Annotated in this window: 30 protein-coding genes and 1 pseudogene; 1 reads left to right on the top strand and 30 read right to left on the bottom strand. The window is 54.0% G+C overall.

What is annotated here, in order from left to right:
- The coding region (locus B5E84_RS21000) for a hypothetical protein (RefSeq protein WP_242963277.1) at positions 1-226 on the top strand (226 nt) is incomplete at its 5' end.
- Between the two features lie 118 nt (positions 227-344).
- Here the strand turns inward: B5E84_RS21000 and B5E84_RS04260 are convergent.
- The 30 genes and pseudogenes from B5E84_RS04260 to B5E84_RS04110 form a co-directional block, all read right to left on the bottom strand.
- A pseudogene (locus B5E84_RS04260) lies at positions 345-1,199 on the bottom strand (DUF4261 domain-containing protein).
- 28 nt (positions 1,200-1,227) lie between these two features.
- Positions 1,228-2,007, bottom strand: a complete 780-nt coding sequence (locus B5E84_RS04255) for a hypothetical protein (RefSeq protein WP_087219679.1) — start codon at positions 2,005-2,007, stop codon at positions 1,228-1,230.
- A 19-nt stretch (positions 2,008-2,026) separates the two neighbouring features.
- Complete coding sequence (locus tag B5E84_RS04250) at positions 2,027-2,386, bottom strand: hypothetical protein (RefSeq protein ID WP_087219677.1); 360 nt, start codon at positions 2,384-2,386, stop codon at positions 2,027-2,029.
- Positions 2,387-2,404: 18 nt separating this feature from the next.
- On the bottom strand, positions 2,405-2,917 hold the full coding sequence (locus tag B5E84_RS04245; protein WP_087219675.1) for an SF0329 family protein: 513 nt from the start codon (positions 2,915-2,917) through the stop codon (positions 2,405-2,407).
- A 74-nt stretch (positions 2,918-2,991) separates the two neighbouring features.
- Entirely contained in the window at positions 2,992-3,477 is a 486-nt protein-coding gene (locus B5E84_RS04240; protein ID WP_204248536.1) for a DUF2262 domain-containing protein, read from the bottom strand.
- Between the two features lie 61 nt (positions 3,478-3,538).
- Entirely contained in the window at positions 3,539-4,252 is a 714-nt protein-coding gene (locus tag B5E84_RS20795) for a hypothetical protein (protein WP_204248535.1), read from the bottom strand.
- A complete protein-coding gene (locus tag B5E84_RS04230) occupies positions 4,242-4,541 on the bottom strand; it encodes an SMI1/KNR4 family protein (RefSeq protein ID WP_242963275.1) in 300 nt (99 codons plus the stop codon). Before B5E84_RS04230 ends, B5E84_RS20795 begins: the two co-directional genes overlap by 11 nt.
- A 134-nt stretch (positions 4,542-4,675) precedes the next feature.
- Complete coding sequence (locus tag B5E84_RS04225; protein ID WP_242963274.1) at positions 4,676-5,137, bottom strand: hypothetical protein; 462 nt, start codon at positions 5,135-5,137, stop codon at positions 4,676-4,678.
- A gap of 11 nt (positions 5,138-5,148) precedes the next feature.
- Positions 5,149-6,012 (bottom strand): CbrC family protein, encoded by an 864-nt coding sequence (locus B5E84_RS04220; RefSeq protein WP_087219669.1) that lies wholly within the window; start codon positions 6,010-6,012, stop codon positions 5,149-5,151.
- 15 nt (positions 6,013-6,027) lie between these two features.
- Positions 6,028-12,357: a suppressor of fused domain protein gene (locus tag B5E84_RS04215; protein ID WP_275533076.1), complete on the bottom strand. Its 6,330-nt coding sequence runs from the start codon at positions 12,355-12,357 to the stop codon at positions 6,028-6,030.
- Complete coding sequence (locus B5E84_RS04205) at positions 12,354-13,019, bottom strand: hypothetical protein (protein WP_087219667.1); 666 nt, start codon at positions 13,017-13,019, stop codon at positions 12,354-12,356. Before B5E84_RS04205 ends, B5E84_RS04215 begins: the two co-directional genes overlap by 4 nt.
- Before the next feature lie 9 nt (positions 13,020-13,028).
- Positions 13,029-13,391 (bottom strand): SMI1/KNR4 family protein, encoded by a 363-nt coding sequence (locus B5E84_RS04200; RefSeq protein ID WP_330374169.1) that lies wholly within the window; start codon positions 13,389-13,391, stop codon positions 13,029-13,031.
- 109 nt (positions 13,392-13,500) lie between these two features.
- Positions 13,501-13,911 carry a DUF6966 domain-containing protein gene (locus tag B5E84_RS04195; RefSeq protein ID WP_087219663.1) on the bottom strand — a complete coding sequence of 137 codons (411 nt, stop codon included), beginning with the start codon at positions 13,909-13,911 and terminating at the stop codon, positions 13,501-13,503.
- Positions 13,908-14,885 (bottom strand): hypothetical protein, encoded by a 978-nt coding sequence (locus B5E84_RS04190; protein WP_087219661.1) that lies wholly within the window; start codon positions 14,883-14,885, stop codon positions 13,908-13,910. The genes B5E84_RS04195 and B5E84_RS04190 overlap by 4 nt, the downstream gene beginning before the upstream one ends.
- A gap of 31 nt (positions 14,886-14,916) precedes the next feature.
- Positions 14,917-15,201, bottom strand: coding sequence for a DUF6881 domain-containing protein (locus tag B5E84_RS04185; protein ID WP_087219658.1), 285 nt, complete (start codon positions 15,199-15,201; stop codon positions 14,917-14,919).
- 18 nt (positions 15,202-15,219) lie between these two features.
- Complete coding sequence (locus B5E84_RS04180; RefSeq protein ID WP_087219655.1) at positions 15,220-15,549, bottom strand: hypothetical protein; 330 nt, start codon at positions 15,547-15,549, stop codon at positions 15,220-15,222.
- The gene (locus tag B5E84_RS04175) at positions 15,539-15,982 is read right to left on the bottom strand and encodes an Imm51 family immunity protein (protein WP_087219652.1); all 444 of its coding nucleotides are present in this window, start codon (positions 15,980-15,982) and stop codon (positions 15,539-15,541) included. Before B5E84_RS04175 ends, B5E84_RS04180 begins: the two co-directional genes overlap by 11 nt.
- A 4-nt stretch (positions 15,983-15,986) precedes the next feature.
- Positions 15,987-16,862, bottom strand: coding sequence for an NADAR family protein (locus B5E84_RS04170; RefSeq protein ID WP_087219649.1), 876 nt, complete (start codon positions 16,860-16,862; stop codon positions 15,987-15,989).
- Positions 16,846-17,124, bottom strand: coding sequence for a hypothetical protein (locus B5E84_RS04165; protein WP_204248534.1), 279 nt, complete (start codon positions 17,122-17,124; stop codon positions 16,846-16,848). The genes B5E84_RS04170 and B5E84_RS04165 overlap by 17 nt, the downstream gene beginning before the upstream one ends.
- A 2-nt stretch (positions 17,125-17,126) precedes the next feature.
- Positions 17,127-17,726 carry a zinc ribbon domain-containing protein gene (locus tag B5E84_RS04160; RefSeq protein ID WP_087219643.1) on the bottom strand — a complete coding sequence of 200 codons (600 nt, stop codon included), beginning with the start codon at positions 17,724-17,726 and terminating at the stop codon, positions 17,127-17,129.
- 12 nt (positions 17,727-17,738) lie between these two features.
- Positions 17,739-19,220 (bottom strand): hypothetical protein, encoded by a 1,482-nt coding sequence (locus B5E84_RS04155; RefSeq protein WP_087219640.1) that lies wholly within the window; start codon positions 19,218-19,220, stop codon positions 17,739-17,741.
- A 27-nt stretch (positions 19,221-19,247) separates the two neighbouring features.
- Positions 19,248-19,979 (bottom strand): DUF4241 domain-containing protein, encoded by a 732-nt coding sequence (locus B5E84_RS04150; protein ID WP_087219638.1) that lies wholly within the window; start codon positions 19,977-19,979, stop codon positions 19,248-19,250.
- Between the two features lie 36 nt (positions 19,980-20,015).
- Positions 20,016-20,363 carry a DUF6572 domain-containing protein gene (locus B5E84_RS04145; RefSeq protein WP_087219635.1) on the bottom strand — a complete coding sequence of 116 codons (348 nt, stop codon included), beginning with the start codon at positions 20,361-20,363 and terminating at the stop codon, positions 20,016-20,018.
- Positions 20,353-20,592 (bottom strand): hypothetical protein, encoded by a 240-nt coding sequence (locus B5E84_RS04140; protein WP_087219632.1) that lies wholly within the window; start codon positions 20,590-20,592, stop codon positions 20,353-20,355. The genes B5E84_RS04145 and B5E84_RS04140 overlap by 11 nt, the downstream gene beginning before the upstream one ends.
- A gap of 5 nt (positions 20,593-20,597) precedes the next feature.
- Complete coding sequence (locus B5E84_RS04135) at positions 20,598-20,924, bottom strand: DUF5713 family protein (RefSeq protein ID WP_087219629.1); 327 nt, start codon at positions 20,922-20,924, stop codon at positions 20,598-20,600.
- Positions 20,925-20,940: 16 nt separating this feature from the next.
- The gene (locus B5E84_RS04130; RefSeq protein ID WP_087219626.1) at positions 20,941-21,486 is read right to left on the bottom strand and encodes a hypothetical protein; all 546 of its coding nucleotides are present in this window, start codon (positions 21,484-21,486) and stop codon (positions 20,941-20,943) included.
- A 36-nt stretch (positions 21,487-21,522) separates the two neighbouring features.
- A complete protein-coding gene (locus tag B5E84_RS04125; RefSeq protein ID WP_087219624.1) occupies positions 21,523-22,077 on the bottom strand; it encodes an SUKH-3 domain-containing protein in 555 nt (184 codons plus the stop codon).
- Between the two features lie 32 nt (positions 22,078-22,109).
- Positions 22,110-22,520, bottom strand: coding sequence for a hypothetical protein (locus tag B5E84_RS04120; RefSeq protein ID WP_242963272.1), 411 nt, complete (start codon positions 22,518-22,520; stop codon positions 22,110-22,112).
- Between the two features lie 16 nt (positions 22,521-22,536).
- Complete coding sequence (locus B5E84_RS04115; RefSeq protein ID WP_087219618.1) at positions 22,537-23,040, bottom strand: DUF2004 domain-containing protein; 504 nt, start codon at positions 23,038-23,040, stop codon at positions 22,537-22,539.
- Positions 23,041-23,067: 27 nt separating this feature from the next.
- Entirely contained in the window at positions 23,068-23,901 is an 834-nt protein-coding gene (locus B5E84_RS04110) for a hypothetical protein (protein ID WP_087219615.1), read from the bottom strand.
- Between the last annotated feature and the right edge of the window lie 19 nt (positions 23,902-23,920).

Below are 23,920 nucleotides of genomic sequence, written 5' to 3'. Positions count from 1 at the left end.
TTTCAGACTAAATGCAACAACGCCGTACAGTACCGCCAATATGCCAATGGCTCTTAACAAAACAGTTCGCAGACGTAAATCTTCGCTGAACCTTGCCATGCGCCGGAATTTTTACAGAATCGCTTTCCAGTGCAGTCCAAGATGGAAAGCCATCAGGATAAAATTCCAGTATGCCGCCGTATGGTGGACGCTCCGGGCAATCATTAAATTTCCCGGAACGTCCTAAGCCATTCGGCACATATCTGGACAAAATAAGCCCGCTGATGATCTGACACAGCATTCCCACCCAAAGCAGAAGATTGACCGCAAGGCCAAGAGTTCGCAAGGCATTGTATCATTTCAAATTAACGTTTTCCAGATGCACACTCTCCCATGTTAATATCCAACACCCCTCTAGGCGGCTGGATCAGAGCATCTTCATACTGACATTTCCACTGAATCTCCCGGCTCATCTGGCCATCCGCCACGCCGTCTATGGTTTCACCATCCTTAATGAGGTTGTCATGTTCCAGAATGTAGGACGCCACATTGTAGGCATGGTTTACCACCCAATTTGGGGCCATGTCGTGGAAGTGGTACTGGAGATCCGGCAAAAGCAGGGTGCTCATGCCCACCGTGTCAATGAGCATATTCTCCGTGCCCTCAATGTTGAAGAATCGGACATTGACACCAAAGCGGATGAACCGATCCGTGCCCTCAATCTGATGGGAGCACACATCCTCTGCCAGAAACAGCTTGCCGCAGTTCTGGAAATAGAATGTTTCGCATGAGGGGTACAGCTCCGCCAGAGTCTCCAAGAAGTCGGCGTCCAGGTTGGCCCGCTCCAGCGCCGGAAACGCCGCAGGATACCGGCACTCCCGGAAAATCCGCTCTCGGTCCTCCTGGCAGTCCCACATCTGGCTCATCAAAAAGGCATCAAAGCCTTTGCCCTTGAACTTGTCGCATTTCATCACCATCAGCTGTACCGGGCACTTGCTGTCCTGAAATTTCGCTATATGATCCAGGGCGGCAAAGCCAGCCATTTTCTTATCATAACCGAAACACTCTGCTGATCCGATGTGTTTCTCCATTACGGCAATCACTTTTTCTTTGTCCGGCATGGGCACCGGTTCTTTGAACAGTATCTAAATGAGATAGAGGCCTCCGGGCTGGGGGCCTTTTTTGTCATCCAGGTTTTGCTGGAACACTTTATTGCTCATTTGGGTTCCACCTCCTGACGAATCCTCTTTAATAATCCAGAAGGATGGGCACCTGCTGTTCCTCGGCAAACCGCATTGCCCGCCAGAACATGGAGAAGGCAAATTTGGCCAAGGACTGAGTGTCATACTGGGTGTGTTCCGGGATGTCCACCCTGCTGTACTGTCCATCTGCGTCTATGGTTCCGTCTACCGGGTATCCCTCGGTGTCGGCCCAGCCAAAGATGGTATCCTCATCGACCTGCCACGCCAGCTGGTTCAGTTTCTCCAGCTCCTTCCGCAGACCGCCCAGGGTGGCGATCACCGTCTGATCATCGGTGGGCAGAGGGCCTTGAAACAGAAAGCTGTCGGCGAGAGGAAGCCACCAGGTTGTACCCCGAAACAGGGACCACACCCGCTCCTCATCCGATGCAAGGCGGGCAACCAGAGGATGCTCCCCAAAGATCCAGTCCTTTTCCACGGTGGGAGGCACCGGCTCATCGTATGTATGGCAGGCGGCCACCAGCAGCATAGCGCCGAAGGCATCCCAATCCGGTTTATCGGTGTAATAAGGCTTCTCGTTGTCCTCCGGCCAGGGAGTGTAGGGGGGCTGGCCCGGCTGAGAAATGGCGCTCAAAATCTGATCCCGCCAGTTCTCCACCGCTGCCTGGACTTCAGCCGGGGACAGTTCCTCCTCGTTGTCAGCAGGTTCTCCATCCGGCGTGATCCGGCTAAAGGCATATCCGTTTTCCTCCGACCACTGCTGAACAACAGTTTTCCAGTTGTGAGAATAGTACCGGGTCAATGTTCCGGCGTAGATGTCAAGTCCCATAAGTTTTTCTCCTTTCTGTCTATATCATCTCATACAACAGGGCATCATCGCCCCGCACCAGCTCCAGATGGGAGCGTAGCGTTTCCAGTCCGCTTTGTACCGCCTCAGTGGGAAGATCCCAGTCCGAGGCAATTTCAGCGGCCAGCTCCGGGAGGTCCTGCTCCCGCAGGGCTGCCAGCACATTAGACGCCAGCTCTCCCTCCAGCAAAGCGCAGTCCAGAGTTTCTTCCGTCTGTGGAGCAGGAAAACGGACATCCAAATCCAGTTCACTCTCACACCAGTCCCAGATGGCCATATAGACCGCGCCGGAGCAGTCGCCGTTGGACAGTTCCTGCCGCTGGCCGTCTTTGAGAAGATAAAAGGATGCGATCTGTGACATAGTGATTCCTCCTGAATGTTATTCTTTTTCCATCAGCCCTTCTGCCTGCATCCGGATCACATAGAAGGCCCGTACCCAGTCCAGTTCCTGCTCCATGGATTCCTCCAAAGCCAGCAGGCGGCGCTTTCCCAGCCTGCGGTCCAGGAGGGCAAAGATGCGGACAAGAGGATTCTCGCTGACAAGGCTTTTCTCGATGCTCTGGTTGTCAAATTCATGAAATGCCTCATAGAAAAAACCGTTGTCAAAACAGCCGTCGTTCAGCGTCCCTTCATGGGCCAGCCGGAAGGGGGCCTTCGGATCGTCCTCTCCGACACCCTCCCGCCGCAGGTCCTGATATCTGTTCCAGTAGTTCTGTTCATAGGCATAGTAGTTGTTTCGCAGCACCTCCACGCCGTCCAGTCGAATGGCCGCCCGGCCTGTTTGGTCATGGCTTTCCCAGTAGCTGGTGGCAAAATACTGGATATGGCCCCGGAGCGCCGGACACAGGTAATCATTCTCCAGCTTGTTCCGGATTCCGCTCCAGGTTGACATAGGTACTTGTCTCCTTTCTGATGCCGCTGCGGGCGTTGCTCCTTCCGCAGAATTTGCCTTTTGTGTTTGAAGTGTTATCCGTTGAATCCGCCGACTTCAATTTTATATTTGCAGTCGACCTCGATACAAACTAAATGCCCCATGAAATAGTCGGGTTCCGCATCCAAATCGATGTAAAAGCCAGTTTCACTTCCATTTACAAATACCGTTATATTGTTTACAAACAGTGCTTTTACAAACTCATCTTCTGAAATCTTCCCATCCGCTTCCAGCGTTCCATCTTCGATCATTTCATTCACGATGTCTATACAGTCATCGTTCTCATCCAAAAATGCTCGGATAATGGTATCTTTATGGTCATTGACCCAATTTACCCTTTCAAAAACAATATCTCCCATATTTCCCTCTGTGCTCTGAAACTCAAGGAGAATTTTAGTCTTTCTATCCCATACGGCCCATTCTCCAACATGAAAGCCGAGTTTGCGGTCAAATACAAATTCCGTATTCCCCAAAATGATTTTATCCGGCATTTCGACCCTTTTCTTCAAAAACAGTCCCATACAAACCTCCTTTGTTCATTGGTGTCCGCTCTCGTTCCCAGCCGTCACGATACTTGTGATTCTAACACTGCTGTGATAGTTCTATCTGCAGCTGCTCCACTGGCACTCGAACTTCTTTCCACCGGCCATCCTCTGTATCGCAACCCCGGAGAACCAGACTGTCGCTTTCCCAGCGGACAAACTCGATATCGTCAAACCGGGTGTCGTCCGGGTCAACGATGTGCCGCAGATCCAGCCAATGCTTCGGGGGCTGGGGCTGGAGTGGGCAGGAAAAGTCCAGCACGATGGTGGAGTAGGGGCAGGCCCAGATGCAGCCGGTGACAGCCAGCAGATCCGTGCCGGAGTCATAGTCCGCACCGGTCCAGATGAATACTTCCTCGGCCTTCTGCCCTTCCTCCGGGTGGACACAGGCTGGGACATAGTGCATCTCCTGTCCGCTCTCCACCTTCAGGACGCTGTATCCATACAGTTCTGTGCGAAAAATCAGATAGTGCTTTCCGTTACGGTGACGAAACAGGGAGCAAAATTCACCATCCGTGTCCAGATTACGCCAAGCATATCGCACCTTGCCCTCATTGTCCAGCAGTTCGCTCTCGCTGCCGCAGAGATGCAGATCGCCGTCATAGATGTAGGCTTTGGAGCGGATGGAATATCCGTCCATCAGCGGAAGCTGCTCGTCTTGCTGAGGAGATCGGTTCTCCGGCGCAAACATAGCATCATACTGCGCCCACCAGTCCCGATAGCGTTTTTCATGGGCGATATTTTCAGTGCTCATTGAAATACCTCGCCAGTTTCTTCTCCAGCAGTTCTGTCATATCATTGCACAGGCGCTTTACCTTGTCCTGCTCATGGGCGTAGTACCAGATGGTCTCCTCGCCGGGGCGGAGCAGAAGCTGGTCGCCGTCCGCTTCTTTCCAGAACTCGCCCAGCACACAATACCGCGCTCCGTGGATGGTCAGATCAAACATCCCGGAAAGGGAAAGGATCACACCTGTGGATGCCTGGATGCCCGTGGTCAGCAGGAAGAACTTTCGTACCTGGGACGGGAGCGTGAAGTCCAGCACGCATTCTTGTTTAACAGGAAACTTCGTTTCCAGTTAAACAAGAATGCTCCGCAAGGAGGCGCACTCCGCGCAGAGGAATATGGCTGCTGGCGCAGCCGCGCTCCGGCGCGAGTGTGCGCCAAGCGCACACTCTTTTAATTCCCAATCTGCTCCTCCGTGGCAGCGGGCTTGATCTCGTCAGAGGGGTCCAGCACCTTTGCCAGCGCCTTGGAGAACTTTGGGTAACGGGAAAACAGCTCCGGGTTGTTGGCCTTGAATTCTTTTTGCTTTTCCCGCTGCACTTTTCTTTGCTCCTCACAGAAAGCGCCCAGCTCCGCCAGATACCGCTCCTGGTAGAGATTGCTGGCCTCAAATGCTGTGCCGCTCTTTTCCAGAATGGCGATGGCTCCCTTTTGGCTGCCAAACACCGGGACCCACTGAAAACCGTGTCGGCGGGGCTTCAGTTTTAGAAATTCACCCCGATTGAGCAAGGTTTCCTGTTCCGGCTCATGCTCGTCCCACCAGTTCCACCAGGTCTCAGGAGTTTCCCGTCCCTCGACCAAGTCCAGAAGTTTTGTGGTCAAGATTTCTTTATTCATAGAAAATTGTGCGGTCATAGGGGATCTCCTCAATCAAAATCCAGCCAGACCAGGTGCTTTCCGCAGTGAAGGCACTGGAACAGATAGCATTGCAGATGCCCGCCATTGACAGATTCCCGGATCATTTCCTTCTGCTCCCCGTCCCACGTTGGGTCGTCCAGTACATCCTCCAGCACCCCCAGCGCCCGCAGCTCTCTGGCGCCCACATAGCCCAAGAAGGCGCAGTAGTCACCGCAGTGGGCCCGCCAGTACTCCTGTTGCCAGCCGTGGTAGCCGGGGGTGCGGTGGATGAGCTCGTCCAGCCGGGCCGGGTCATCCACGCCATCGTCCACGGAGCAGTCGTCCTGAAAACTGCCGTCATATTTCCGTGCCGCCTTGCCGCTAGAGATACACTCCGGGCACAGATACGCAATATCCTCCACAGCGTAAAAGGGGGCTGTATAGAAAATATGGGTCGTCTTGCCGCAGCAGTCACAGACAACGCCGTCTGCGGACTCCTCAAAAGCGCCGGTTTCCAGAGGGTTGGGGTGATACCGGAAGGAGGGCAGGCCCAGCTTGGCCCGCCGTTTCTTCTCCTTCTGCGTTTCCTCCGGCGTTTTGGGCTTGGGGATTGCGTAGTGGTTGCCCCAGTTCTCCGCATAGTCCTTCAGCGTGCCCAGCCGCTTGAGGGTCTTTTTATCGGAGCGGTTTCCGATTTGGCAGAGCAGTTCATAGGCATCTTTTTTGAAGTCCAGCAGATCATACACATTCACCAGCACTTCCTTGGCTTGCCGGTCCTCACTCTGCTCCAGTTTCTCCTTGAAGGCATAAAGAGCGCGGACGCTGTCCGGGCCGCCTTCTGTCTCTCGAAATTGCTTTTGGAGTGCAATATATTGCTCTAGGTGTTCGTTCATAGTCACAATCTCCCATCAATCCCACCAGAAGTACCAGACAGTAGACTGCCGCAGCACATCAGCCAGAGCACCCGCAGTGGCATCCCCCGGCCCCTGGTCGATCACATCGGGGCAGAAGCCATACAGTTCCATCGCTGCATCCATGGCCTTCTCCTTGGGGACGGGAGCCGGGAGCAGGAATTCCAGCTCGTCGTGGCTCATGGCGGCAGGTACCGCGCCATACTGCTCGAACCAGTATTTCGCCGCCGCCATCAGCTCGGACGTATCCGGGCATTCATTCCAGTTTCCAAAGGGCAGGTAGGTGAAGATCTCCCAGGGGTTCTTTACCGGGATCTTGGCCAGGATGAGCGGGTCGGTCATCTCCGTATTATTGCTCCAATAGCTTGAGAAGCGGTCGTTGGGTTCTCCGCCCTCCATCTCGCCCAGGATCTCCTCTTCCCAGTCCAGATCATCGTCCTCGGCTTCTTCCCTGCGCTGGCCGGTCAATGTCTCCAAAACGGCCTTTCCGTCCTTGATGGGGGCGGAGAGCATCTTCTTCCGGTATTCCGTCACGGTCTTGAGGTCAAACTCATAACAGTCCCCGCCGTTCTCCGGGTCGGCGTTCATCACCAGGCACTCCAGCAGCGTTTCGTCCGGCTTGATGAGCATGGGAATAAAGCCCTCCCGCACCCCCAGCCGCTTGGCATAGCTGTATGCCGACATGATGGAGTCATCATCTGCCATGGAGGGGAAATAGGTACACTCGCAGTCCAGATACTCCATGATGGCCTGAGCCACCTCGGAAGGCTCCAGCGTGTCCTCATCAAAGTCCTGTCCCTGCCAGTTGGTGAAACGTTCCTCGATCACCTTTGCCATGGCCTGGTAGTAGTCCTCGTCAAAGGGAATAAACAGATAGGCTTCCTCCCGAAATTCGTTGGAGTGATACCGCGCCGGGTCGAAGTATTGGAGGGCGTAGTCATCGATGTCGCTGGGGTAATAGGGGCTGTCCGCCTCCCCATAGTAGTAGGAGGCAAAGGCCCGACCAATCTTATTGAACATCGGGCTGACCAGCTGCCCGTCAAGTTCATCCCGGATAAACTTCCGCAAATCCACGCTGGCAGGGTCAGCCTTGACCTTTTCTACTGCCTCTCCGTACTCCGCCAAAAATTCTTCGCTCATCATGTCGTGCTCCATGCACCAGCGCAGGTAAATCGCCATATGGTTATAGGCGCACAGTTCATCCACTGGCAGGTTCTTTTCCTGAATGGTTTCCAGATGCCAGTCGGCGTCGTCCATTTCCACCACATAGTCATCCTCGCTATTCCCGCCAAGGGTGCCTCTGGTGATGGCGTCCTGACGATCAGGCTCCACCACAAAGCTGATGCCGTTCATTTTGTCCAACAGGGCGTCCGCGTCATGGGCCAGCTTATAGTCCAATTCATCCGCATAAAGAGGGATGACCTGATAGAAGTTGACCTCCTCGCCATTGGGTAAAGTGCAGACCTCACTGCCATCCTCTGTGCCCTGCGGACTAATCAGGATAGCGGTGCATAGTTTCGTATTGTCCGCAAAGGGCTCTCGGTTCTCCACGGTATGTCCGTGGCCCAGCCAGCTGTCACAGTTGATGGGCAGGCGGGCCAGGGATTTCAGCAGACGGATGGGCCAGTACCACTTTTCGTCCTTCATGGATTCCTGATCCAGTTTCCAGTCCGCAGGCAGGGCGATGGCCAGCTCCGCCCGCTCCAGCTTGTATTCGGCCAGTTCCTCCGGCACATTCATCCGGTGGGCGCCCATGCTCATGGTGACCAGGGTGCAGTAGTCCCGCTCCCCAGCGGGCGGCACCATGCAGATGTCCACATGGATGTCGGGGGACACGATCTCATGGAACACATTGTCAAATGCCCCAAAATACTGCTGGATGTGACCCTCTACGGCCTCCATCTCCTCCTTGGTGTAGACCTCGGGATTACTGAATTCTTCCTCACCCTGTGTGTCCTCATCGTCTGATTGGCCGCAGCTGTCATCCTCCGGATCTCCCTTTATAGGCTCGTAACCGATCTTCAGGGTCATCTGTTCTTCCGGCAGAGAAACGCCGGGGCTGCGGGTAATCGTGTGCTTATCGTCCGCAGAAAAGCCGATCGTCTCGCCGTCTTGCAGCGTCACATCACACGCCAGCACATAGGAGGCAAGACTTGCCAAAAAGTCCCGCAGTTCCTCCGGCTCGGCATCGGTGTTCAGCACCTCCATCTCCTCCTTGCCGAACACATCCATGCCATAGGTGTAGGCGTTCAAGCCGCCCTCGCTCCGGTACAGGCCGAACCAGACCCAGTTGAAGATAGGCAGTTCATCCTCTTTCATCATATTGGCAAAGCTCTCATAGAACCGGGGCTCAAACACCACGCCGCTGGTATAGACGCCGGTGGCATATTTCTGCTTGCAGCACACTGCCATCGCCTTGGTAAACAGCTTACCCCGTTCCAGCAGTTTCTCCTCCTCGCCCAACACAGCTACCATGATATGGGCCTTGTGCGCTTTGGCCGTTTCTACAGCCTCTGGCCACATATAGTTGTTTTCGGCGTTGATTTCTGCTTCATTGTTCGGGATATGGCCGCGGAAGATTGTCACAACCAGCATCATGCCGCCAACCCGCATTACCACAGCGTCATCGCCGTTCTCATCATCTTCGCCGCCCTCATCCGGCTCATCGTCCACGATATCCCATTTTTCTCGCAGATCCCGGATAAACTGCTCCTTGTCCCACTCTGCTTTAGAGAGGAGCACAGACCCGGCAAAGGAACCCTTATGGTCAGTTTCCTCCTCATCAGCGCCATCATCTTCGTCAAGATCCTCTACATCTTCATCTGGATCATACAGGGATTCGTGCTCCAGTCCCCGGATGAATTCCTCAAAGCTGTCTGCCAGATGGGTGATCTTATAGTCATTTTCCTGATCCACATGGACTACCGCAGGCTCTCCCTGGGGGCCGCAGGCCCGGTAGTCCAGGAAGATCATATCGTGTCCGGCGCTGGGGCAGTCGCAGATGGCCACGCCGATGGCGGGGTACTCCCACTCGTCGATCATAAACTGGCTGCCCAGCTCACCGCAGAGGGAGCAGCTTTTTTCCCGTCCGATGCCGAAAATGCCAGTGATGGCCACATGGTCCTCTGCCCAGCAGGTGGGTTCATCGCAGGGATAGCAGGTATTCACCGGAATGCCGCCGTTGTGCTGCTTCATCAGCCAGATGTAGGCGGCGGGCAGCTTGTAGCCCAGTTCCTCCTCCACGCTGGCGATCAGCTCATCGGAAGGCGGATCACTGACATATTCTTTCAGTGCATACCAATTATCATCCCAGAAGTTGGTAAGGTCGAAACCCTCAAAGGGGGTATCACCGGGCACGAATTTGGCCTTCTTCTTCCGGCCGCGCTTGCGTTTCCGAATCTCCGCCTTACACTCTCTAATCACCGCTGGGGCGTTTTCGTCCTCTGGGTCCAGCTCCGCCCACCGCTGGGCGTAGGGGATGGCCTGTTTCTCCTGACCATGGAGATACTGATAGCCGTAGGCCATACGCATATTCCACTCCGCCTTGTCCTGGCCTTCCTCTCGGACAGACTCCAGCACCTCGATGGCTCGGCGCAGGGCCTTATCTCCCTTATAGTTAGGAGTACCCTCGTTGTGGTCCCCAATGATGGCGTAATTTTCCAGCGCCCGTGCCATGGCGTAGGCAATGCGGTAGTTCCGCCAATCCTCCGGGATGGCATTCAATGCCTGGATGCAGCGGGTGTACTCGTCCTCGTCGTTCCACTGCTCCAGCTGCTGGAAGAATTCTTCTTCGTTCTGCAGGGTGTAGGGGATGTAGTCCATCCCGGTCAGCGTCTCGTCCAGCTTGGGAGCCTGATCCTCATCGTCCGGTTCCTCCTCGGGCGGCGTTTTCAGGTTCACTGTGCCCGCTTCACGGCGGAAGGTGTGAAAGCTGGCCCAGGGGATGTCGCTGTCCTCGAAGAACTTCTTTGCCATCTGGAGCGCCGTCCGGATGTCCCAGGCGATGAAGTCCACATAGCCGCAGAAGAGGCCGGTGGCTCCGCCGGTGAGGGTGAGAACTTCCGGGCCGTCTCCGGTGGTGAACAATTCCTCCAGCTTGTCCCGGAAGTCGAAGATCTTCTGGGTTCCTTCTTTCTCCCGCAAGGTATCCAAGGGATAGCAGAAGAAACCCGCCACCGCGCCGTCGGCATGGAGAGCGTCCATGAAGTCATTGTCGGCATTCAGATAGCCGTTGATGAGCGGCACACAGCTGGTGGAGCCGGCTACCACATCCAGCCGCCAGTCGGTTTCCGGGTCCTTGTTGGGTTCCATTTTGTAGCCAAGGTAACTGTCCAGATAGGTTTCCGGATCAGTGGAGAGTTCCAGCCCCTTTTCTTTCAGCTTTTCGGGCAGCTGGGACATACGAATGGACGGCTCCGCCTTGGGCGTTTCCAGCACATCAAAGTGGCCTATGTATCTCATATGGGGGATTTCGCCCAGCACCTGGTCGGTGAGGGTGGTGAGCATCCACCAGGCTCGGCCTTCTGCCTCCCGGAGCATAGGCAGCAGTTTTTCACAGTAGGCGGAGATGGCGAAGCTGTGTTCACCCTGCTCCTCCAGCCAGATCTGCACATCCTCCCCGGAGATGTCCCAGCCGTCGTCGGTGCGAAGGCCGATGTTTCGGATGGGCTGGCGGCCCACAAGGATGTTCCAATGCTCCAGCACCTCCTTGGGGGCGTGCTTGCGGAAGTACACCAGCTCAAACAGATTGACCTTGTCACCCTCCGGGGTGAGGATCAGCTCGTACTTTTCGCCGCCCACGCCCATCTCGAAGGAGATCTCATCAAAGACCAGATTCAGGGTTTCCTCCATTTGGGCCACGAGTTCTGCGCCGCGGGTGTGGTCTTTGTCCTCGTCCATCATCTGGCGCAATTCTGTTTCCATTTCGGCAAAGGTCTCCCACCAGTTCTCCGTCCGCTCCCGGAAACACTCCGAGAACTGCGGCAGGGAGATGCCCTTCTTGCACCACTCGATCAGCTCTTTGGTGTCCTCGTCATCCGGGCGGGCCTCTAAAGCCTTTTCAAAGTATCGCAAAGCTCGGCCTTCTTGGTCCAGATAGTAATAGGAATAGCCCATACGGAAGTTCCAGTAGTGGTCGCCCGCAAAGTATTCCTCATGGGGTTTCAGCAGGGCAATGGCCCTGCGAAACAGCTCCCGGTCCTGCGGCCCGGCCTGGTTGTTGTAGGCCCGAGCCAGCTCGCTGTCCATTTCAGGGGTGCGCTCCTGGGCGGGGATGGCCTCCAGCGCGTCAATAATCTTCTGGTGTTCGTCGTTTTCATGCCACTTTTGGCACTGTTTCAAAATATCCATATCCGGGTCCTCCTCATTCTCTATACGGATAATAGGTCGATAGAAGTCATAGTCGCCGTTTATCTCGCTGTCCTCCTGCACCTCCGGCTTATAGTGGGGGGAGCAGGGCAGGAAACCGAGGAACGGCCCCGAGCCGCCGCAGATATTGCACCCGCCGTCGCCGCCGCAGGTGGTGAACTGATCCGCCTGCACCACCTCCCGCATATAGGGGTCAAAGGCGATGGAGAGGCCGAAGAAGTTGGGTTCCTCCATGTCGTAGGGCCGGTCCCCATACTCCTCATCCATATCCTCAAACCAGTGCAGGCGCATGGAGTAGTCCAGTCCGTCCCCCCAGGGGAACAGGGTCCGGCACCCGCCGCCGCACAGGTAGGCCCACTCGTCCGCCGTGGGCTGGGAGAAACCCTGCTTTTCCAGCCGGCTCCGAAAGTCCGGATAGTCTACCTCGTGGTAGAGGCTGGCCTGCCAGCCGTCCCCCTCCCGCTCAAAGCGGGCGTGGCCCACCAGGGTCAGACTGTCCCGGCCCACCAGGGCGAACTGCCGGAAGTTCTTCAGCCACTCCGGACGCAGGCGGGAGTCGTCCAGTTCCACCGGCTCCCAGTTGATTTCCTCCAGCTCCCGGCTCACCAGCATAGGGCCGATGGCCGCCTGCCGGACAGGAGCCATGCGTTCCCGAATGAATGTTCCCGGCTCCTCCTCCAGCTCCCATTCCCGGAACAGGTATTCCAGTTCCTCCCGGCTCTCCTGATTCAGCCCCACAGCGAACTGCTCCCAGCCCAGCGTGACGGTGTCGCCGGGGACAAAAACAAACTCACGGCCATTTTTCTCGAATATGCCGGTGGTGCAGTTCTGGCCCCAGCGGTCAAAGATATGTAGACCGAGAAAGGTCATAGCATAACGAGCAGCAAGGCTTTCCATCAGCGCCTGTTTCTCGGTGGTCTCCATTTGATTGAATTGCGAGCGGTATAAATTTTTGTTCACAGTAGTCCTCCTTCGATCCTTTCTGCGTGTTCCAGCAGATAGCGCCGGCCATCCTGCTTGGCCCGTTCCAAGTATTGTGGAAGCAGGTCGGAATGGATGGCGTCCAGCGAGACCAGTGTAGCGATCCGCTGGTATTCCTGTAATTCGAGGGAATAACAGTTCCGCTTCCAGAACAGCGGAGCGAACTGTTCCACACAGTCAGGACGCAGAGCGGGCATCGCCAAAAGCGCCCGACGGCTCACATATTCATTGGGGTCCTTTGCGAAGTCCAGAATCATGTCTTTGACTTCCTGGCTGCACGGACATTCTGGCAGATATGCGGCAAACTGCCACTTGGCCTCACTCTCATTGGAGGCTGCGGCCCTGCGGCAGAGACACTCAAACCATTGGGGATGGGAAGTGGTTTCCTGTATAAAACCCTCCGTTTCGTTGTCCCTGGCAATCAGATAGACCATCTCATCCAGCAGGACGCTGTCTGCCGCCTCTGCATCCATTTGGTTCAGCACATGGCAAAAGGCATCAAATATATCATTCCATGCAGGATAATCAACCTCCCACACACCGCCAATCTCCTCGGTGGTTTTTCCGGGATAAGTGATTTCCTGCCACTGATGAAATTTTCCTGACTGCTCCAGCAGGCACTCCCTGATGTCCTTTGCCATACGCTTACCTCACAATTCTTTGCACAAGTTTCCCAGTTCCAATGCCTGTTCCACAAGGTCCAGGAGCAGGCTGGAAAAACTCTCTGCGATCTCCTCCAGATCGGCATAGTCACAGTTATAGCCCCGAACTCTGCCGCTCTCCAAGTCGATAAATACGATACTCCCGTCACCCAATCCTCCGATTGGAAAGGCGGGGCCGTGGTCATATTCTCTCATGTAATCCTCATAAGCCTCTTGAAAAATCGGGTAGGCTTCTTCCAATTCTTTCAGTGTGAAGATCCACGGTTCCGCCAAATAGCAGCCGCCGAAGTTCAAAAGTAGCCAGCGGTACTCTGCTGGGATAGGAGTATACCTGCTTTCAAATCGTTTCACAGCATCCTCCGGTTCTGGGCAGGTACCCTTTGTGAAGGGGCTTGCTTTATAAGCAGTTTGAATTTTACTGCGGTTTTTTTCCAAATTCATGTCATGCATTGTATTTCCCTCACAGAGCATTCAGGTTTTCCTGTAAATCACCCTGTATCAAATGTTGGGCAATGGCTCGGTTCAGTGCCTTATGGGGGTGATAGGCTGCCTGCTCTACATCGTGGAGGCACTCCTCCATCAGTGCCCCCGGAGAAATGCCGTTCCGCTTGCCATAGAGGTGGCCGAAGGCATAGCACAAAGACTTTAGAAAGTCAAAAATGTAATCGTGATTTCCACGCATACTGGGCAAATCATTGAAAGAACCCATGCCACCGTATGCCCGAAGATGGTGGGCAACCTCACAGCGCTGGGTCCAGTCCTGAATATCCCGTTCCAGCCAGTCGATCCAGTTTTTCAACGCTGGATGGTCTGCCAAAAGGATGGAGCGCAAACAAACCAGCGCCTCAGTATAAATATCTGTCTGTTTCATAGGCCATCGCCTCCCCAAATACCTCCATAGAGTATGCCGTTTTTCCCGAGGAACAGCATCCGGCTGCTCAGCAGGCTGCACTGCTCCACAGCGACCTTGTTTCCGTCACAGATGGGAATGGCCTCCCATTTTTGTCCAAGGTGGCCGCCGTGAGCGGTAAGGAAGTAGAATTTGTTGTGTTTCTGATATCCTCCCTGAAACAGAAAGGTATCACCAGATGGGGCAACAGAAAAAGCTCCGCTTCCTTCGATTGGCACTTCAAACACAAAGTCCTCTTTGAAGTTTGTCCGCACCAGCCGGAATTCATCGTAATAATAGAACCACAGGTTTTCTTCTTCGTCCAGGCTGATGGCATAGCAGTCATAGATAGAATACTTTTCATTCTTCCATAGAGGAATACCTGCCGGCGTCCATGCGATCAGCCCGCACTCACCAACCGGCGGGACATAGCCATGTGTGCCGCTGGAGTCAGCCCATCCGTAATTGCCAAACACGCCCTCATCGAAATATCCGGTGATGATGGTGCCGTCTGCCTTGACCATACAGTTCTGAATGCCATCTCCCAGGCAGAAGCGGGACAGAATGGTTCCATCCCGGCTGACGATCCAGGCGTTGTTGTCGGGGCCGTTTTCCCGATAGGCACACCTTGCCCCCAGCAGGAGGAAGTGTTCACCTGCGGGCCGCAAATAATGGAACTGGAACTTCAAGAGGCCAAGAGGAAACAGCGTCATTTCCAGTACCCGCTGTTCCGCCCAATCCAACTGGATTTCCACTGCGGTATAGGTGGAAGGAGTGCTGAGCCAGTCCTTATCCTGTGTTTCGGACGGCTGTTCCATGAGAAGATAGACTTTTCCATCCCTTGCCGTGAAAAAGTCTGTCACTTCTGTGCCCTCCAGATGGTTTTCCCGGCGCAGCTCGTTCAGGTCAATGATGGAGAACAACGGTAGATTTTTGGCTTTTAAGGATTTGCTCATAGGGACTCCTCCTGGTTCCTTTCACGCTCCATCAATAGGTATGGCTTTCCCAGATGGCCTCAAATTCCGCTTTCTCTATGACGCAGGCGTGGAACTCCTCTCCCCAGACATGGGCGCCCAATTCCTCCACGGTGGGGATGGGCGTGATCTCGATGGCGCCGTCGTAAAGGTCAGGGATGTTGTGGGTGCGGCCATCTGCAAAGATGTCGATGGAGCGGAGGGCCAGCCGCTCATTTTCGGTGTCCACTTCATAGAGGATGACCGGTGGTTCTCCCGTCGGCGCGTCCTCCCAAAAGAGCTTGATGTACTCGATCATCTCGATTCCCTCATTGTATCATTTGAAATAGTAATACCAATTCCCGCCGTACTTCCTATCGCATTCTTCCTGTGAGGCAAAACAGCAATCTTTAATTCCTTGAATTGGGTAATGATGCTGTTTCAGCTGCTCTTTGTGATAGGAATTGATCGTTTCCGTCAGGCCGCTCTGCTGTGCCGCCTCTAATTGCGCGTCGGTGGCAAAGATGTAGGACACAAAGTAATTTTCCGGCTGTATGTATGCGCCGAACTCAATACTTCGTTCGATATCAGCAAAGTGACTTTTCACATCTCCCATGCAAATTTCTATGATCCCGCGCCATTTAAGCTCCTGCTCCTTATCTCTCATGTTCCACCTCACCTATGCTCAGATAAGCCCGCATCGTTTTTTCATCGGTACAGGCCGCCCGGATCATTTTGGCCAGCATCATCAAATCGTCGATGTATTGGGAGTACACGCAGAACACATCCTCGTCAGAGTCGAAGTGGAACAGATCCACACCGCTGTTGTTTTCCTCGAACTCCTGGATCACGCCCCGAACCAGCCGCTCCCAGTCCTGGCTGCCGCCGGTCAGTCCCAACCGGCGGAATTCTTCTGCCCGGAACCCATCGTTGATCTTCAGCAGAAGGGAGATCGCATAGGGGTGGTGGGGAATGAGAAAGAATGGCGCGATCTGCTCCGGCTTTACCCAGATTTTGAAGGGCGGGCGCGGATCGGGTATCCAGGGCAGAATCTCCCATTCATCATTCCGACGATTTCCGTATTGGTCTATCGCTTTCATGCTCCTACTGCTCCTCTTCCCACACGGAGTCCCAATCACAAAGCATTTCATTCTGCGTCACCCGGCGCAGCTCATCCCGCACCTCCATCAGCGCAAAGCCCAGCAGGTTTTGTCCACGCCACTTCATCGGGTCCTGAGCCTCGGGGGAGTTGGCTGAAAGCCGAATACCCCAGATGGCATCGTAGGGGCTGGTTTCCACCAGCACGCTGTCCCCGGTGGAGAGGAGAAACTCCCGCAGGTCGCGGTTCTGGCTGAATTTGCACCAGTTGCCACCCAGCACAATGGCGTATTTGAACCTGTCCCATACCTTCTGGTCAAAGCCCCGCACCTTGCGGCCCAGGGCCTTGATCTGCTTTGGTTCGCTGCACTCCAGGATTTTCTTGCGGATTTCCTCGTCGCCAAAGAGTTCCGCTTTGCCCGCCATCATATACTGTTCCATGCAGAGGTAGGAGTTTGCGATGGACCAGAAGTCCTCCATCCACCACTGGCTGAGGCAGCTTTTTGTCAGCTGGCCGTCCTCGGAAGGCTGATGGCCCCAGAACAGGCACAGCTCTCGCTTCCGCCCAGCAGCAAACTCCTGCTGGAGCCACTGGCGGGTGTACTTTGGCTGGCCTTCCGGCTGCCACGCATCCACCAAAAATTCACCATGCTCCAGCATCTCGCCGCTGTCCTCGTCATCCCACCAGCCCTTCCAAGTCACCGGCTCGGGAAAGAGGTTGCGGTATTCCGTTCGCTCCTCTGGGGAAAGGGTGTCCAGCCAATCGCCAAATCGGTATATGTAATCCTCCCCATAGCCCATGCGCCAACCAATGGAGTATCGCTCGATCTCCCGGTGGGCCAGCCAAGGGGGAGGCATGATTTTCTTATCTTGTAGTGCCATAGGGGTTGTCCTTTCTTGTTAGATACTGCCACAGTTCTTCTATTACATCCAGGGGAACGCCGTCCAAGGATGTGATCTGTGCCAGCTCTGTTTCAGTCAGATTTTTCAGGAAAATGCAGTATTCGTCCGGGTGACCACCCACAAACTCCATTTTGGGTATCCCGATCTGCTCCGGGTCAGTGATCCACAGGCAAGGCTCTCCCGTTGCCCAAAACCACGTCAGAATAAGACGCTGCCCACGATAAAAGACATTCTGTTCCATCCTCATCTCTCCTGTAGCTTTTTCAGCAGCTTCACGATCCGCTCCCGGTTCTTTGCGATTTTCATGAAGGTGGGGAGATGGTCGGCCTGCGTTTTTCTCGGAAAGCCCAGCGGCTTTTCCCGCAGGTCAGCGCTGAGATAGTCGATCAGATAGGCGAGGTGTTCCCGGTTGAGGGCCCAGACCGGCTTACCCTGGAAGGAGGTCAAAAACCACAACTCCAGACCAAAATAAGGTTCTCGCCCGTTCTGAACATCAGCAATGTAGGAGAAAGCCTCCGCTGTTTTATGAACTTCTCCCGACATGGTTGTTCCACAATAGGGACAGGCCACATGGAGAACGGAAAAGTGCTGCTTTGCCTCATCTTCAATATCTACCCGATAGTACCTGCCGCAGTTTTTGCACTGGTTATGGACATCATAGCGGTAGATCGTCCGGTCACGGGTCTCCTGATGGCCACAGCTCAGGCAGCGGAAATAGGCGGTATCCTCATCCGCTGTCACCACACCCGCGCCATGGCACTTGGGGCATTTTACCTGGATGCCGGTGGTGAAGGCGCTGTAGGCACTGTGTGTGGAATAGGGTTCATCAACCACTCGGCGCATAAACTCACATCCTCAAAAATCTCTTAGTTCCTCAAACTTCTCAATCAGGGCATCTCCCTGGAGCGTATCACCCGGCAGGGCATCCAGAATACCCCGCAGGGCCATATAAATTTCATCCCGCTCCTCGGTTTCGATAAAGCCCATCTTGTTGAAGGTCTGGGTATAGGCTGCCACCGCATCCAGCGCCTGGGCCTGGGCGTCCTCGCCCGGTTCAGCGGCCAGCTTCATCAGCTGGGAACGGGTCTTGCGGTATTGATTGGCTGCCTTTTTCGCAGCGGCGGCGGGGATATGCTCCGCGCCGTCCCAGCCTCGGAAGGGATTGTCCAGGTTTTGCGCCAGCCACTCCGGTTTCCGGGGTTTGGTGATCTGCAGATCTATTCCCGGCTTGCTTTTCCAGAGCTGCTTTGCCGCTTTTGCTGCCGTCTCCGGCAGGCTGGTCATCCAGAACCAGCGAAGCTCCGGCATTTGCTCCGGGGCGGGGATATCAGCTGCGCCGAAACCAAACAGGTCGAAGGCGGAGAAGTCCGTCAATTCCCGAAACTGGGCCACGGCGGAGAAATTTTGCAGATTCCCCGGTGCGCCCCAGAGTCTCAGCTTCTTCAGGCGGGGATGGGCGTCGGGCAGGCTCTTCAGGTCAAAGTCCTTTAACCAGATGCCATGAAGACCCCGCAGGTTCGGCAGTTCCGTGTGCGGGCGGCATCCCCCGATAAATTGGAGGGTCAAACCGCTGCCATCTTCGGAGGCATGGATGGTACAGGCGTCCGGCCCCTTGTTCTGAAACAGGAGCTGCTCCGTATCCTCACCCAGCCACAGTTCCTGAAGTCCGGTCATGTCCAGCATCAGTTTTGTGATGCTGGTGCCCCGCAGATCAAGTGTCCTCTGGCTGTGGTTCAGCAGGGTTAGTTCACGGATGAAGGGATTGCCCCGCAAAAACTCCAGCAAATCCGGGTGCCATTTCTCGCAGATAATTTCGGAAAGGCAAGGCAGCGCCGCCAGTTCCAGCGCCGAGCCAAAGGGCGTATATTTGTCCATCACCCGATGGATGCTGACCTTCACCGAGATACCGCCGATCTCCGTTTGCTCGTCGCTCTCCATGGCCTCCTTGAAGGCTCGCCTCCGCTTTTCCGGGATGGCCCGCCACTTCATCTGCAAATATACCTCATAGCCGTCATTCCAGCCACCATAGGAGTGGCAGGGCTGGTCGGTGAAAGGCGGCAGGGTGCCCACCGGTGTGTACTGGGGCGGGATCTCCACCGGCACTCGCCGCAGATGAAGGTCACGAGACCAGTACATGAAGTCCTTGTAGAGAGGGCGGAGACGGGGCAGTTCTTCTGTGGTCAGAGGGGCGTCACCTACCCAGTCCAGAGAGAGAACCACCGCCCAGGGCTGCCTGCTTACCGTGTCCGGCGGCGCAATATAGGCCACCTGGCAGGCGGTGTAGCGTTTCAGATATTGGTTGTAGACTGTATAGACCTCTCCGGCATTGGCTTTCATGGCACTCTCCTTTGTCCTGTCACATTTTTAACCCCGCTCTTGATAACTGGCTTCAATGTCGATGAAGCGCACATACACGGCGCAGACTTCGCCCTTCGCGTCATAGCCGAAGTAGACGGGATAGTAACCGTCCCCCCAGCCAGAGGCGAAGATGGGCAGATTGCAGTCCGTGTTCGGAACCGTCCAGTTGAGCCAGTCGCCGTGGCTTAACTGATATTTGGGGTGGGCTTTGGCGTTCTCCTCCAGAAGATCGCAGAAAAGATCGTTGTAGGGGTCGATGTCCGGGTCCTCCTCCAGCCGCTTGGCCCAGTAGGCCTTGAAGGCCGCTTGGGTCTGGATATCCGCAACACAGCCCATCCCGGCGTCTACGCCGAAGCCAAAGTAGTCGTCCTCGCCCAGTTCCTCGTCCAGATCCTCTTGGCCCGTCATGGCCAGCTCATAGCGGACGGGGTTCTCCTGAGAAACCTCCACTTTGACGCAGGCGTAGCGGTCGCCATATTGTTCACTGGGCACCACGCAGATTTTTATGGGGTAGGTCCCTGCGGGGATGGTTTGAAGGAAGGGCTGGGCGTCCTCCAGCTCCACCAGCGGGTCGCAGGCGAAGATCGTTCCTGTGGGGAAATGGACGGTGCCGATGTCCAGCACATCCACGGCCATATTCCCAATCACTTTCTCTGTGAAATGAGCGTCCAGGTCTGTTTTGCAGGAGAGTTTCTCCTTGATAGATTCGTATTTGTTCATCCATTCTGTTGTCGGCATACTCGTTTCCTCCTGTTGATTTGGTTTGAGGAGAGGTCAGTTCTCTACAATGCGAACCTGTTTTCCTCCAATTTCAATTTCCAGCTTTACGCCGTAGTCCGCCACCCACGCTGGGCACTTGCTGAGCAGAGCCAGGATGCGCTCATCCGGCTTCCGGCCGAGGGTCACCCGCAAAATCACCGGCCAGCCACTATATTCCTTTTGAAACTCCTCACTCTGGGTGTGGTTCAGATAGCCCTCTATCTTGTCCAGCAGGGCCTTCTGCGTTTCCGGGGAGCCGTCAATGAACCCGTTGCAGACCAAAACCATCACCACTTCTCCGGTTTTGGTTTCTGCCAGAATGTCGATCTTATCCAGGTCGCCAAACATATTTTCAATCGCCATCGCCTTCACCGATCCTTTTGACGCAATCTTTTTCCAAATGCTTGATGTACTCGCTCTTTGAGCCGTCCCAATAGCAGTTCACACACCGGCCATTCAGGAAACGATGGGGACAATTTGGGTAGCCATAGAGGACATGAGCGCATTCCGGGCACAGCCCCATCATCTTTAAGGAGCCTTTGAAAAACAGGCTGCCGCACTCATCACAAACGGCCAGTTCTTTTTCTGTCATGGGGTTCACCAGTCCCTTTCTCGGATGGCCTCCTCAATATCAATCGGAATGCCGAACCACTCCAGAATGTAGGCCACATCTGCCGCAATGCATTCCCGCGCCACCGTTTCGATCTCGCTGTCGTTCTCGTCAAATTCCTCCTGGAGATCATTGATGCCGCAGACCGCCTCGTCCAGCGTCTCCTGCACCACTTCGGTGTCGGTTTCGCCGCTCTCCAACAGGTCGATGACCTTTTGGAGCTCGTCCTTTACTTTGTCCACCAGAAAATCGGGGTAATATTTGTCCTGATACATCTCGTCCAGCAGGTTGTAATTGGGGTCAACTGCTTTCATAGGGGTTGCTCCTTTCTCATTCAAACATCAGGCCGTATGATTCTGTCAAACTGCCATCATCCTCATGGAAAATACACTGGTACAGAGGTTGGCGCTGTGTTGCTTTGCGGAACCGCTCCAGAACCGGAGCCAGTGGCTCATCGGTAGGGATGCCGAGAGTTTCGGATATCCGCCGCCAGCTGTCCATATCCATATCTTCCAAGTTGCAGTTGCGCCGCCTCTGCCCATATGCCTCCAGTGTTTTGGAATCCGCATACTCCTTTGCGTCACAGTAGTCGTGCCAGCAGATGCAGCTCACGATCAGGGAAAAGAGGTCGCCCATGCTCTCAGCCAGACGGCCCGCCTCACCTTCGCTGCTGTAATAGCCGATGGAGCCATCTTCCAACAGATGGTATTCTCCGCCGGAGCCATCTCTGGCAAAAGCCATACCGGGCAGTGTGAAGGCTGCTCGACCATCCGCCTCATCCCTCGGAGACAACTCATCTAGCAGGAAGAAGTCAAAAAGGGAATCAAACTCCTCTGCCAAATCAGGATCTTCATGCAGTATTTTCAGATAATCCATTGCCGTTTTCCTCCGTTTACTGTTGTGATTATTTTCTTATATCTTCCCATCCAGTGCCTCAACCGTTTTCATGGCAACGGAATCAAATTTGCACTGCCGCAGATCCCGTTCAATCAGGGCAAACACATCTGGAAAACACTCAATCTCATCCTGGTACTCATATTTCGCATACAGTTTCCCGTACTCGGAAATCCAGACCTCCGCCGGGTAGTAGTAGCCGATATGACCGATGGGCTGGCATTTTTCACCGGCAGCCTGTTCGATCTCTGCCAGTTCACAGCCGGACATATCCCGAAAATAGGTTTCTTCCAAATGGTTTTTGATCCCGTTGACTAAGTAAGGGAACAAAGCGAATTGGAAGTCAGCCGCCCACTCCAGCTTTTTCTGCGCCAAGTACCACTCACAGCACAGGCCGAAATACTTGCGGTAAAACCGCTGGGTAGCCTTCATTATCGGGACGCCATGATCGGCGTAATACTGCTCCGCAATGGAGATGTCCACTTTTCGCCCTTCCTGCCACCCGGCGTACTCCATCAGCTGCTTGACCTTACTCCCCAGATCGCCGGAAATGGGGATGCGTTCTTTCGTCATGGTGGTCACCTCCATTACCAGATTTCAGACATTTACAACTCTGCTGCAAACTCATAGGAAACCGCAATGATGTTGTAAACTACATCGTACGTAAACAGCCGATAGTGCCGATAGACGCTTTTATCAAAATCTTCCCGCACCGGCAAAGACTTTAACCAAGAGCTATTCTCGATCAAATCGAAAGAACTGCTATCCAGATGCTCCGTCCCAGCCAGATTTTCATAGGTGTCCAATTCACAGGCAAAATGGGTCAGCACCCGCCGGAAGGTGAGTGTATAGGGAAACCAGTCTTTTTCGTCCCTATGTTGGGAGATCAGATGGCCATTGATATCCCCCGTAAAGGTCAGATTATCCAGGCCATCCAGTTTCACCTGATCCATATAGATGCAGTCCCGTCCCTTCAAAACACCTAAACAGGTATTAACAGCAGTCGCTTTTTCCATAGGCAATTCTCTTTCATCAGCTTTCATGGGTAATACAGAAAATCTCCTGGTTTAAGTCAAAGTAGATTACCATCAGCTCGTCGGTGATCTCCGGGTTGAAGGACAGATCCATAATGAAAACTTGCTGATTCATCTCACCATCCACCAGACTTCCGAACCGCTTGAGTTTCAAAAAGTCCACCATCTCGGCAAAGGACAGCTTGGATGGGTCGGTTCCCAGAAAAAGTTCCGCCGCAATCTCCGGGCCTACCTCGTCCCGGTGGAACTCCATGAAAAATGTCACAACGCTATGATAGCGGCTGCCCTCATCCGCCAGCGCCGCTTGGATGGCGGCTTTGGCCTTTTCCGCCAATGTCTCCGCCTCATCCAGCATTTCTCCCACCGCATCCATGGCAGCGGGATCAGCAGTCAGTTCCTCCCCTACATCGAAGAAAAAAGGCAGGCCCGTGTCCGCGGGAAAGTGGAAGATCTCTTTGCCGGGTTGATATTCTAAATCCACTCGTTTGCTATTTATCTTCATTGTTATACCTCCATTCCCTATACTGGTTTATAGGTATTCTCCAAAATACTTTTCTACTTCACTTGTGTTATAACCATCTTCACCTCGCCAATATGTTGCATAAGTCCAGTCATGTTTTGGAGCTTCCGGTCGATTGTAGGATTTTGGCACCAATATCCCAATACAAGCTAATATTTCAATGATAATATTTCGTTCATCCTTATTGGATTTTAAGAGTGGAATCATGGCCAGTTTATGGCTTAAAGCACTTGGATAATCGGTAGGATCACAGGATTTTATGGCTTTTAGAATTTCTCTGAAAATCTCAATATCCTCACTCTGCGGTTGTGGTATCGTTTCCTTGGCAAACTGCTCCAAATCAAAAAGCGTATAGATCAGCTGTCCGTGACGAACACCGCCCCATTTAATCCGTTCAAAATTTAGAACATTTAAATCTACATTGATATAATTTTCTTGCCCTATGATTCCGTATCTTGAATTTTGACATATAGCACAGGTATAGCCAATATGTGTAACTGCATTGTCAGCATCATAAAAGCGTCCGTATTCGACAGGAATATATTTATGTATGGTGATTTTTTTTGCAACGGAATACGAAGCAATCGCACTTCGCCAGTCTAAGCGTCGAGTGGATAAACTTGACAGGAAAGCCCTTGCAACCTGATTTGTTGTAATGATCTTCCCAAGCTGCACGATATTCTTCACACAGTCATCATGAGAAATAGTAAAAGGATCAAACATCAATCCTTTTTCCTTCGCGTATATAAAATCCTCCGGAGATGGATACCGCTCTGTATTTTCCTTCCAACCGTTCTTTGACCAGTAGGTATTGAACAATATTTTCTTCGCTTTTTTGTCCATCTACAACACCTTAATCATG

Origin of the sequence: Lachnoclostridium sp. An14 (assembly GCF_002160755.1) — a bacterium.
In the GTDB taxonomy this organism is placed as follows: Bacteria; Bacillota; Clostridia; order Lachnospirales; family Lachnospiraceae; genus Lachnoclostridium_A.
Note: the sequence above shows the minus strand (reverse complement) of the source record. Positions and strands in the feature narration are given on the sequence as shown.

Bases quoted from the DNA above. Each gene is read 5' to 3' on its own strand.
- B5E84_RS04140 (WP_087219632.1), bottom strand. From the start codon at position 20,592: ATGACAGAAAAAGAACTGGCCGTTTGTGATGAGTGCGGCAGCCTGTTT.
- B5E84_RS04250 (WP_087219677.1), bottom strand. From the start codon at position 2,386: ATGTCACAGATCGCATCCTTTTATCTTCTCAAAGACGGCCAGCGGCAG.
- B5E84_RS04160 (WP_087219643.1), bottom strand. From the start codon at position 17,726: ATGCGCCGAGTGGTTGATGAACCCTATTCCACACACAGTGCCTACAGC.
- B5E84_RS04165 (WP_204248534.1), bottom strand. From the start codon at position 17,124: ATGGAACAGAATGTCTTTTATCGTGGGCAGCGTCTTATTCTGACGTGG.
- B5E84_RS04185 (WP_087219658.1), bottom strand. From the start codon at position 15,201: ATGATCGAGTACATCAAGCTCTTTTGGGAGGACGCGCCGACGGGAGAA.
- B5E84_RS04220 (WP_087219669.1), bottom strand. From the start codon at position 6,012: ATGAACGAACACCTAGAGCAATATATTGCACTCCAAAAGCAATTTCGA.
- B5E84_RS04240 (WP_204248536.1), bottom strand. From the start codon at position 3,477: ATGGGACTGTTTTTGAAGAAAAGGGTCGAAATGCCGGATAAAATCATT.
- B5E84_RS04195 (WP_087219663.1), bottom strand. From the start codon at position 13,911: ATGAAACAGACAGATATTTATACTGAGGCGCTGGTTTGTTTGCGCTCC.
- B5E84_RS04115 (WP_087219618.1), bottom strand. From the start codon at position 23,040: ATGAAGATAAATAGCAAACGAGTGGATTTAGAATATCAACCCGGCAAA.
- B5E84_RS04255 (WP_087219679.1), bottom strand. From the start codon at position 2,007: ATGGGACTTGACATCTACGCCGGAACATTGACCCGGTACTATTCTCAC.
- B5E84_RS04245 (WP_087219675.1), bottom strand. From the start codon at position 2,917: ATGTCAACCTGGAGCGGAATCCGGAACAAGCTGGAGAATGATTACCTG.
- B5E84_RS04180 (WP_087219655.1), bottom strand. From the start codon at position 15,549: ATGAGAGATAAGGAGCAGGAGCTTAAATGGCGCGGGATCATAGAAATT.
- B5E84_RS04135 (WP_087219629.1), bottom strand. From the start codon at position 20,924: ATGAAAGCAGTTGACCCCAATTACAACCTGCTGGACGAGATGTATCAG.
- B5E84_RS04170 (WP_087219649.1), bottom strand. From the start codon at position 16,862: ATGGCACTACAAGATAAGAAAATCATGCCTCCCCCTTGGCTGGCCCAC.
- B5E84_RS04145 (WP_087219635.1), bottom strand. From the start codon at position 20,363: ATGGCGATTGAAAATATGTTTGGCGACCTGGATAAGATCGACATTCTG.
- B5E84_RS04120 (WP_242963272.1), bottom strand. From the start codon at position 22,520: ATGGAAAAAGCGACTGCTGTTAATACCTGTTTAGGTGTTTTGAAGGGA.
- B5E84_RS04175 (WP_087219652.1), bottom strand. From the start codon at position 15,982: ATGAAAGCGATAGACCAATACGGAAATCGTCGGAATGATGAATGGGAG.
- B5E84_RS04225 (WP_242963274.1), bottom strand. From the start codon at position 5,137: ATGACCGCACAATTTTCTATGAATAAAGAAATCTTGACCACAAAACTT.
- B5E84_RS04205 (WP_087219667.1), bottom strand. From the start codon at position 13,019: ATGGCAAAGGACATCAGGGAGTGCCTGCTGGAGCAGTCAGGAAAATTT.
- B5E84_RS20795 (WP_204248535.1), bottom strand. From the start codon at position 4,252: ATGAGCACTGAAAATATCGCCCATGAAAAACGCTATCGGGACTGGTGG.
- B5E84_RS04110 (WP_087219615.1), bottom strand. From the start codon at position 23,901: ATGGACAAAAAAGCGAAGAAAATATTGTTCAATACCTACTGGTCAAAG.
- B5E84_RS04150 (WP_087219638.1), bottom strand. From the start codon at position 19,979: ATGCCGACAACAGAATGGATGAACAAATACGAATCTATCAAGGAGAAA.
- B5E84_RS04130 (WP_087219626.1), bottom strand. From the start codon at position 21,486: ATGGATTATCTGAAAATACTGCATGAAGATCCTGATTTGGCAGAGGAG.
- B5E84_RS04190 (WP_087219661.1), bottom strand. From the start codon at position 14,885: ATGAGCAAATCCTTAAAAGCCAAAAATCTACCGTTGTTCTCCATCATT.
- B5E84_RS04155 (WP_087219640.1), bottom strand. From the start codon at position 19,220: ATGAAAGCCAATGCCGGAGAGGTCTATACAGTCTACAACCAATATCTG.
- B5E84_RS04125 (WP_087219624.1), bottom strand. From the start codon at position 22,077: ATGACGAAAGAACGCATCCCCATTTCCGGCGATCTGGGGAGTAAGGTC.